Origin of the sequence: Pseudomonas sp. xss_4, from assembly GCF_043104125.1 — a bacterium.
Classification (GTDB): domain Bacteria; phylum Pseudomonadota; class Gammaproteobacteria; order Pseudomonadales; family Pseudomonadaceae; genus Aquipseudomonas; species Aquipseudomonas parafulva_B.
Window position 1 is genome coordinate 195,293 of the sequence record NZ_JBICKJ010000015.1, and the last position, 7,615, is coordinate 202,907.

9 protein-coding genes are annotated in these 7,615 nt (G+C 62.2%); 4 read left to right on the top strand and 5 right to left on the bottom strand.

What is annotated here, in order from left to right; translation table 11 throughout:
- From ngg to ACF8GB_RS02210, 3 genes are all read left to right on the top strand, one after another.
- On the top strand, positions 1 to 1,746 hold the full coding sequence (gene ngg, locus ACF8GB_RS02200) for an N-acetylglutaminylglutamine synthetase (protein WP_196142910.1): 1,746 nt from the start codon (positions 1 to 3) through the stop codon (positions 1,744 to 1,746).
- Positions 1,747 to 1,857: 111 nt separating this feature from the next.
- Positions 1,858 to 3,042: an osmoprotectant NAGGN system M42 family peptidase gene (locus ACF8GB_RS02205; RefSeq protein WP_058605636.1), complete on the top strand. Its 1,185-nt coding sequence runs from the start codon at positions 1,858 to 1,860 to the stop codon at positions 3,040 to 3,042.
- Positions 3,043 to 3,127: 85 nt separating this feature from the next.
- Positions 3,128 to 3,355 (top strand): YheU family protein, encoded by a 228-nt coding sequence (locus ACF8GB_RS02210; protein WP_023533767.1) that lies wholly within the window; start codon positions 3,128 to 3,130, stop codon positions 3,353 to 3,355.
- A 27-nt stretch (positions 3,356 to 3,382) separates the two neighbouring features.
- Here the strand turns inward: ACF8GB_RS02210 and csrA are convergent, their stop codons facing one another.
- Both csrA and ACF8GB_RS02220 read right to left on the bottom strand, forming a co-directional pair.
- Positions 3,383 to 3,583 (bottom strand): carbon storage regulator CsrA, encoded by a 201-nt coding sequence (csrA, locus tag ACF8GB_RS02215; RefSeq protein WP_058605637.1) that lies wholly within the window; start codon positions 3,581 to 3,583, stop codon positions 3,383 to 3,385.
- Positions 3,584 to 3,712: 129 nt separating this feature from the next.
- Complete coding sequence (locus tag ACF8GB_RS02220) at positions 3,713 to 4,522, bottom strand: SDR family oxidoreductase (RefSeq protein WP_144964708.1); 810 nt, start codon at positions 4,520 to 4,522, stop codon at positions 3,713 to 3,715.
- 224 nt (positions 4,523 to 4,746) lie between these two features.
- Here ACF8GB_RS02220 and ACF8GB_RS02225 point away from each other — a divergent pair, with 224 nt between their 5' ends.
- Positions 4,747 to 4,899, top strand: a complete 153-nt coding sequence (locus ACF8GB_RS02225) for a DUF3309 family protein (protein WP_012271016.1) — start codon at positions 4,747 to 4,749, stop codon at positions 4,897 to 4,899.
- Positions 4,900 to 4,947: 48 nt separating this feature from the next.
- Here the strand turns inward: ACF8GB_RS02225 and ACF8GB_RS02230 are convergent, their stop codons facing one another.
- From ACF8GB_RS02230 to ACF8GB_RS02240, 3 genes are all read right to left on the bottom strand, one after another.
- A complete protein-coding gene (locus ACF8GB_RS02230; RefSeq protein WP_058637553.1) occupies positions 4,948 to 6,612 on the bottom strand; it encodes a cation acetate symporter in 1,665 nt (554 codons plus the stop codon).
- Positions 6,609 to 6,920 carry a DUF485 domain-containing protein gene (locus tag ACF8GB_RS02235; protein ID WP_058605639.1) on the bottom strand — a complete coding sequence of 104 codons (312 nt, stop codon included), beginning with the start codon at positions 6,918 to 6,920 and terminating at the stop codon, positions 6,609 to 6,611. Before ACF8GB_RS02235 ends, ACF8GB_RS02230 begins: the two co-directional genes overlap by 4 nt.
- Positions 6,921 to 7,370: 450 nt before the next feature.
- Positions 7,371 to 7,508, bottom strand: a complete 138-nt coding sequence (locus ACF8GB_RS02240; RefSeq protein WP_392526490.1) for a hypothetical protein — start codon at positions 7,506 to 7,508, stop codon at positions 7,371 to 7,373.
- Positions 7,509 to 7,615: the final 107 nt, after the last annotated feature.

Consider the following 7,615-nt stretch of genomic DNA (forward strand, 5'->3'; position numbering starts at 1 on the left):
ATGAAAGCCCACGAAACGGCCTATGGCCAGCGCCTGCTGCGCGGCCAGGCGCCCTCTTACGAGCGCCTGCAGGCACGCCTTGCGGGCGATGGCAGCGAGCCCCACGACCAGCCACGTGCCCTGCACTGTGGCTGGGGACGGCTACTGATCGGGCATACCTATGCCGACCCGGCCAAACTGGCCGAAGACCTGTTGGGCGAATGCCGCGGCGAACGCGACATTGCCCTGTACGTGGCGGCACCCCAGCAGGTGCTGGCCCACGCACCGCAGCAACTGTTCCTGGACCCCTCGGACACCCTGCGCCTGTGGTTTACCGACTATCGCCCGGCACAACGGGTATTTCGCGGCTTTCGCGTGCGTCGGGCGCAAAACCCCAGTGACTGGCAAGCCATCAACACGCTCTACCAGGCACGCGGCATGCTGCCCGTGGACCCTGAGCTGCTCACCCCGCGGCACCTGGGCGGACCGGTGTACTGGCTGGCCGAGGACGAAGACAGTGGCGCGATCATCGGCAGTGTCATGGGCTTGAACCATGCCAAGGCCTTCGACGACCCGGAACACGGCAGCAGCCTGTGGTGCCTGGCCGTAGACCCGCACTGCACCCGTCCTGGAGTGGGTGAAGTGCTGGTGCGCCACCTGATCGAGCACTTCATGAGCCGCGGCCTGGCCTACCTGGACCTGTCGGTGTTGCACGACAACCGCCAGGCCAAGCGCTTGTACGAAAAACTGGGCTTTCGCAACCTGCCCACGTTCGCCGTCAAGCGCAAGAACGTCATCAACGAACGCCTGTTCCTGGGCCCTGGCCCACAGGCTGACCTCAACCCCTATGCGCGCATCATCGTCGATGAGGCCCTGCGCCGGGGTATCGAGGTGCAGGTGTGCGACGCCGCTGCCGGTCTGTTCACCCTGAGCCTGGGCGGTCGCCGCGTACGCTGCCGGGAGTCGCTCAGCGACCTGACCAGCGCCGTGACCATGACCTTGTGCCAGGACAAGCGCCTGACCCAACACGCCCTGCACAATGCAGGTCTGCTGGTGCCAGCGCAGCAACTGGCCGGTAACGCCGATGACAACCTGGCGTTCCTCGAAGACCACGGCGCGGTCGTGGTCAAACCCGTGGATGGCGAACAGGGCCAAGGCGTTGCGGTCAACCTCACGACCATCGAAGACGTCACGCGTGCGGTCGAACACGCTCGACAGTTCGACAGCCGCGTGCTGTTGGAAAGCTTCCATGCCGGGCACGACTTGCGCATCGTGGTCATCGGCTATGAAGTGGTCGCGGCCGCGATTCGCCATCCGGCGCAGGTGATGGGCGATGGTACGCACAGCATCCGCGCGCTGATCGATGCACAAAGCCGGCGGCGCCAGGCGGCCACTGGCGGCGAAAGCAAGATCCCGTTGGACGATGAGACCGAGCGCACGCTGGCCGCAGCCGGTTTTGGGTATGAGGATGTGTTGCCCGCGGGCCGCCAGCTGGCCGTGCGGCGCACCGCTAATCTGCACACCGGCGGCACGCTCGAAGATGTCACGGCACGCCTTCACCCTACCCTCGCCGATGCGGCCATCCGTGCAGCGCGGGCACTGGAGATACCCGTGGTGGGCCTCGATTTCATGGTCAAGGATGCCAGCGAACCCGACTACGTCATCATCGAGGCCAACGAGCGTGCAGGCCTGGCCAACCACGAGCCGCAACCGACGGCAGAACGCTTCATCGACCTGCTGTTCCCCCATAGCAGGCCGCTGGCCTGATACACCCATGCTTCGCTCGGACGGGAGCCCGGCGCCGGCGCCGGCGCCGCTCCCGCTCGACCGTGACGACCGGATCATCCAACGCTTTTTCAACCGACCGGAGGCCTGGACATGTCTGAACGACATCCCGAACCCGATCTCGAGTACCTCAAGCGCGTCTTGCTGGAAATGCTCGCCATCCCCAGCCCTACAGGCTTTACCGACACCATCGTGCGCTACGTGGCCGAGCGCCTGGACGAGCTGGGCATTCCCTACGAACTGACCCGACGCGGCACCATTCGCGCCACCCTCAAAGGGCGTCAAAGCTCCCCGGACCGCGCCGTCTCCGCGCACCTGGACACCATCGGCGCCAGCGTGCGCCAGGTGCAGGACAACGGTCGCCTGGCCCTGGCGCCTGTGGGCTGCTGGTCCAGCCGCTTCGCCGAAGGCAGCCGCGTCAGCGTGTTCACCGATGCAGGCGTATTTCGTGGCAGCGTACTGCCACTGATGGCCAGCGGGCATGCCTTCAATACCGCCATCGACCAGATGCCCATCAGTTGGGATCATGTGGAAGTGCGCCTGGATGCCTACTGTGCCACCCGTGCCGATTGCGAGGCGCTGGGCATAGGGATCGGCGACTTCGTGGCCTTCGACCCGCTGCCCGAGTTCACCGACAGCGGGCATATCAGCGCCCGCCACCTGGACGACAAGGCCGGGGTCGCTGCCTTGTTGGCCGCCTTGAAAGCCGTGGTGGAAAGTGGCCGCCAGCCGCTGATCGATTGCCACCCGCTGTTCACCATCACCGAAGAAACCGGCTCGGGAGCCGCCGGCGCCCTGCCCTGGGATGTCAGCGAGTTCGTCGGGATCGACATCGCCCCGGTCGCGCCCGGCCAGGCCTCCAGTGAGCACGCCGTCAGCGTGGCCATGCAGGATTCGTCCGGGCCGTACGACTACCACTTGTCTCGACACCTGCTCAAGCTCGCAGGCGAACAGGAATTGCCGGTACGCCGCGACCTGTTCCGCTACTACTTCAGTGATGCCCATTCGGCGGTGACCGCGGGCCATGACATCCGCACGGCGCTGGTCGCCTTCGGCTGCGATGCCACCCACGGCTATGAGCGCACGCACATCGACAGCCTGGCCGCGTTGAGCCAATTGTTGTCGGCCTACCTGTTGAGCCCGCCCGTGTTTGCCAGCGACTCGCAGCCAGCCAATGCGTCACTTGAGCGCTTCAGTCATCAGCTCGAACACGATGCGCAGATGGAGAGCGACACGCGCGTGCCGGCGGTGGACAGCCTGGTCGGTCAGAAGACCTGACAGCAAGTGCGGGACCGCCTGGCGGGCGGTCCCTGCGCCATCGAAATCGCGTAGGATGCCTACAACTCATTCAGACACGTTACCCATGCTGATTCCCTACGAACACTTGCAAGCCGACACCCTCACCCGCCTGATCGAGGACTTCGTGACCCGCGACGGCACCGACAATGGTGATGACACGCCGTTGGAAACCCGTGTGCTGAGGGTCCGCCAGGCGCTGGCCAAGGGGCAGGCGTTCATCCTGTTCGACCCTGAAAGCCAGCAGTGCCAGCTGCTGGCCAAGCACGACGTGCCTCGCGAACTGCTGGAGTAAGGCACATGCGGGGCGACTCCAGGCGGCCTATGAAGCCTTGTGCGCCCGGCGCGCCCTGGCACATTGCGTTTCCTTGATGCGCCTGTAGACCTCGGCGCGGTGCACCGGCACCTCCCGGGGTGCATCGACACCGAAGCGCACCATCCCGTCCCGGGTCTCTACCACCATGATTCGGATGTCATCGCCGATCATGATGACCTCACCCACTTCGCGTCCTATTACCAACATGTTCCGGTTCTCCAGCGAAAGGGAAAACCGGAGCGTGCAGCTTAGCCATTTGGCTACTCAATACTTCCACCCTCATTCAGAAAGACCCGACACGGCTAGGAAACCTTTCTTACAGAGCCGCCTTACTCCTTAACGGGTTCGGGCCTTCGCACGCATCTTCACTGCCATGTCGGCCATTTCATCGTACAGCCGTTCAGGTGCCTGGCATTTCAACGCCCAGGCCTGGCGCCCCGCTTCGTGGGGCAGGATCAGAAACTGCCCGTCAGCCACCTGGTGGTAGATGCACTCGGCGATATCGCTGGCACTGATGGGCGAGCCTTCCAGCAACTTGCCAACCTGCGCTTTCATGGCCGGGTCCGGCCCACGGAACGAATCCAGCAGGTTGGTCTGGAAAAATGACGGGCAGACCACGTGCACACCCACCCCAAGTTGGCGCAGCTCCACCAGCAGGCTTTCCGAGAGCGCCAGCACTCCCGCCTTGGCGACGTTGTAATTGCTCATGCCTGGGCCCTGCATGAGCGCTGCCATGGAGGCGATGTTGACGATGCGCCCTTTGCTGCGCTCAAGCAGCGGCAGAAAAGCCTTGCAGCCCTTGACCACGCCCATGAGGTTTACCGAGATCTGCCAGTCCCAGTCTTCGAGCGACAACTCGGCGAAGAACCCGCCTGATGCCACCCCGGCGTTATTGACGATCACATCGATGCCGTCGAAGTGCTCCTCGCACGCCTGTGCCAGCGCGGTGAGCTGGCTGTAGTCGCGTACATCGCACCGTTGCACGAACCCGTCCCCGCCCGCGGCACGCACCATTTCAAGCGTCTGGCGTAGGCCAGCCTCGCTGATGTCGGCCAACGCCAGGCGCCAGCCTTCGCGCGCCCAACGCAGGGCAATTTCGCGGCCCAGCCCAGAGCCTGCGCCAGTGATCATGATGCGCTTATGCATGGCGACTGCCTTTTTTCAGAGGGTGTGGCCCCAGTCTAATCAAGCCGATGCCCAGGGCGGGTGCTTATCAGGCAAGTGAATGAGCGGCCATGAACCGCCCGCTGCGCACAAAGACGGGGCGATGGCCAACACGCCGATGGAATCTTTCACAAGCGGCGTCGGTCATTAATTACAAGAGGCCGGCAACCTGGGCCCTTGACCCTCAACCACGCAAGGACTCCTCCATGACCACGATTCTCATCATCATCCTGATCCTCCTGTTGATTGGCGGCTTGCCGGTGTTCCCGCACTCGCGCAGCTGGGGTTATGGCCCGTCCGGCATCGTCGGTGTGGTGCTGGTGATCTTGCTGGTGTTGTTGTTGCTCGGCATGATCTAGTGAAGCAAAAAAAACCGCGCCGAGGCGCGGTTTTTTCATGCCTGCGAATCAGTGCGATACCGCCCCTGAAGCGCCCAGGCCAGTCTGCGAGCGCACGAACTGCGGGAAGAACAGCGCCCGCTCGTTTTCGGCAGCCGTGGACTTGTCGGTGATCGAGAAGAACCAGATGCCCACGAAGGCGATCAGCATCGAGAACAAGGCTGGGTACTCGTAAGGGTAAATGGCTTTCTCGTGGCCAAGGATCTGCACCCAGATGGTCGGGCCGAGCACCATCAGCGTCACTGCACTGATCAGGCCTAGCCAGCCGCCAATCATGGCGCCACGGGTGGTCAGTTTCTTCCAGTACATCGAGAGCAGCAGTACGGGGAAGTTGCAGCTAGCCGCAATGGAGAAGGCCAGGCCCACCATGAAGGCGATGTTCTGCTTCTCGAACAGGATGCCCAGTCCGATGGCCAGGACGCCCAGCGCAACGGTGGTGATCTTCGAGACGCGGATTTCGTCCTTGTCGTTGGCCTTGCCCTTGCGCCACACGCTGGCGTACAGGTCATGGGAAACCGCCGAGGCGCCCGCCAGGGTCAGGCCTGCCACGACCGCCAGGATGGTGGCGAAGGCCACGGCCGAGATGAAGCCCAGGAACACACTTCCGCCCACGGCATTGGCCAAGTGCACGGCGGCCATGTTGTTACCGCCCAGCAAGGCGCCGGCTGCGTCCTTGAAGTCCGGGTTGGTGCTGACCAACAGGATCGCGCCGAAGCCGATGATGAAGGTCAGGATGTAGAAGTAACCGATGAAACCGGTGGCGTAGAGCACGCTCTTGCGGGCTTCCTTGGCATCGCTGACGGTGAAGAAGCGCATCAGGATGTGTGGCAGACCAGCCGTACCGAACATCAGGGCCAGGCCCAGCGAGAAGGCCGAGATGGGGTCCTTGACCAGACCGCCGGGGCTCATGATGGCCTCGCCCTTGGCATGCACCTTGATGGCTTCGGAGAACAGGGTGTTGAAGTCAAAGCCTACGTGCTTCATCACCATCAGCGCCATGAAGCTTGCACCCGACAGCAACAGCACCGCCTTGATGATCTGTACCCAGGTAGTGGCCAGCATGCCGCCGAACAGCACGTACAGGCACATCAGGATACCGACCAGAATCACGGCCACGTGGTAGTCCAGGCCGAACAGCAGTTCGATCAACTTGCCTGCACCTACCATCTGTGCGATCAGGTAGAAGGCCACCACCACCAGCGACCCTGAGGCGGACAGGGTGCGGATCTGCTTTTGCCCCAGGCGATAGGAGGCGACGTCGGCGAAGGTGTATTTGCCCAGGTTACGCAGGCGCTCGGCGATCAGGAAAAGGATGATCGGCCAACCTACCAGGAAGCCAATGGAGTAGATCAAGCCATCGTAGCCGGAGGTGAACACCAAGGCGGAAATACCCAGGAACGAGGCTGCCGACATGTAGTCGCCGGCAATGGCCAGGCCGTTCTGGAACCCGGTGATGCGACCACCGGCAGCGTAGTAGTCCGAGGCGGACTTGTTGCGCTTGGAAGCCCAGTAGGTGATGCCCAGGGTGAAGGCCACGAAGGCCACGAACATGGCGATGGCAGAAACGTTCAGCGGTTGTTTCTGCACCTCGCCGGTCAGGGCATCGGCAGCCCACACGGCGGGTGCAAAGACGCCGCAGGCCAGAACGGCCAGTGTCTTGGCAGGACGAATCATTGTTGCGCCTCCTTCAGGATGGCCTTGTTCAACTCATCGAATTCGCCGTTGGCACGGCGCACATAGATGGCGGTCAGGACAAATGCCGAGATGATCAGCCCGACGCCCAGGGGAATGCCCCAGGTGATCGATGAATCAGGGCTGATCTTGGCGCCCAGTATCTGGGGGCCGTAGGCGATCAGAAGGATGAAAGCGCAATAGAGCCCGAGCATGATCGCCGAGAGTATCCAGGCGAACCGTTCGCGCTTGCTGACCAGCTCCTTGAAACGGGGGCTGTTTTGTATCGAGAGGTAAATGCTGTCGTTCATTGTTTTTGTCCTAGCAGCACAGAGAGGGAATGTAACCCACACCCTTACTTTATGCGGCTGTTGGACGGCAACCAGACGACCTTAGTCTTAGATGCAACGGTGTTTTACCGATTGCGTAACAACGCGGGCGACCAACGTGGGTTTGGCAGGGTCTGCCAGTGGGCGCCATGGTGCTTGTAGGGCGTCACTAAAGCGTTGGGTCCCAACTCCCCGCAGGCAGGATCTGTGCCTGACCTCGTGTATAGAGAGCCCCCGGATCATTGCCCAGCACCGAGCGTACAGAGATATCGATAAATCGGACTTCGCACTACATCTGCTCCAAGGTTGTAGGCGGCGAGGGTGTGGTGGTCGGTGGGTTATTAGTAATCTGCTACGTGGCTTATAGTGTGCCCATTGTTTGAATCGAACCACCTTGAATTTTCCATAACTGCAAATAAGCAATCTAGCAACTCAGAGGATCTTGTTAAGGCACTCTATGCCCCTGCTGTTGATCTTGATCTTGATCTTGATCTTGATCTTGATCTTGATCTTGATCTTCGCGACTTCAGAAGGCCGAACGCAGGGCTTGCGGAGGGAGGTGACAGGCATGGATGCCTGTCAAGCGCTGGGCCCCAGGAAGGGGCCTACAGCGCGGTCCTCCCGGGAGCAAGACCGGAGTGAGGGAACCCCGAAGCGCAGCGTAGGGGCCGTATGAA